Annotated in this window: 1 protein-coding gene; it reads right to left on the bottom strand. The window is 45.4% G+C overall.

Features of this window, described 5'->3' with window-relative positions; genetic code table 11:
- Nucleotides 1-571, bottom strand: a 571-nt coding sequence (locus tag R7Q48_RS27990) for a LysE family translocator (protein ID WP_318133563.1), incomplete at its 3' end; no start/stop codon positions are given.
- Between the last annotated feature and the right edge of the window lie 90 nt (nucleotides 572-661).

The following is a 661-nucleotide window of genomic DNA, read 5'->3' as shown; positions in this document are numbered from 1 at the left end:
TGTGCTGGTAAGTGCGGAACTTCTCATTCTCCAGCAACCCTTTCCCTAATGTACCAGCCAACGCTACCAATAACAGGTTGAACAAAAGGCCAAGAGCGTTCAACAACAAACCAAGCGCCAGCATCTGCTCGCCGGATGAAGCGGTAATATTGCTCGAAACGAACTGAGGCAAAAACATCACAAAAAAGACCAACGCTTTAGGGTTGAGCAAATTGCTCATTAATGCACGTTGATAGTAGGTCGATGCCATCTTATTTTTTTGATCAAGCTCTGGAGCAGATGAAGCTTCTGCTCTCAAGCAATCCCAACCCATTTTAAGTAGGTACGCACCACCTAAAAGGTGAAGTACTTTGAGTGCCACAGGGCTCATCGCAATCAGGGTTGAAACCCCCATCGCAGCAAGTAAAGTAAGGATAAGGCCAGACGTCGCGTTCCCCAGACTGGCAAATAGGCCAACCTTTTTGCCGTAGCTCATACTTGAGCTCGCAATCAGCAACATATCAGGGCCCGGCAAAAGCAATAAGGCGATAACCGCCGTGAGATAAATAGGAAGTACAGCTAAATCGATCATGATGGAACAGGTTTTCTACAACAAGGCGGCGAATCTTATACCAATAAATCAAACTCGACCAGATTAAATACCTTTAAATGTAGCCATATT

This window comes from Vibrio sp. 378, assembly GCF_033339435.1.
Note: the sequence above shows the minus strand (reverse complement) of the source record. Positions and strands in the feature narration are given on the sequence as shown.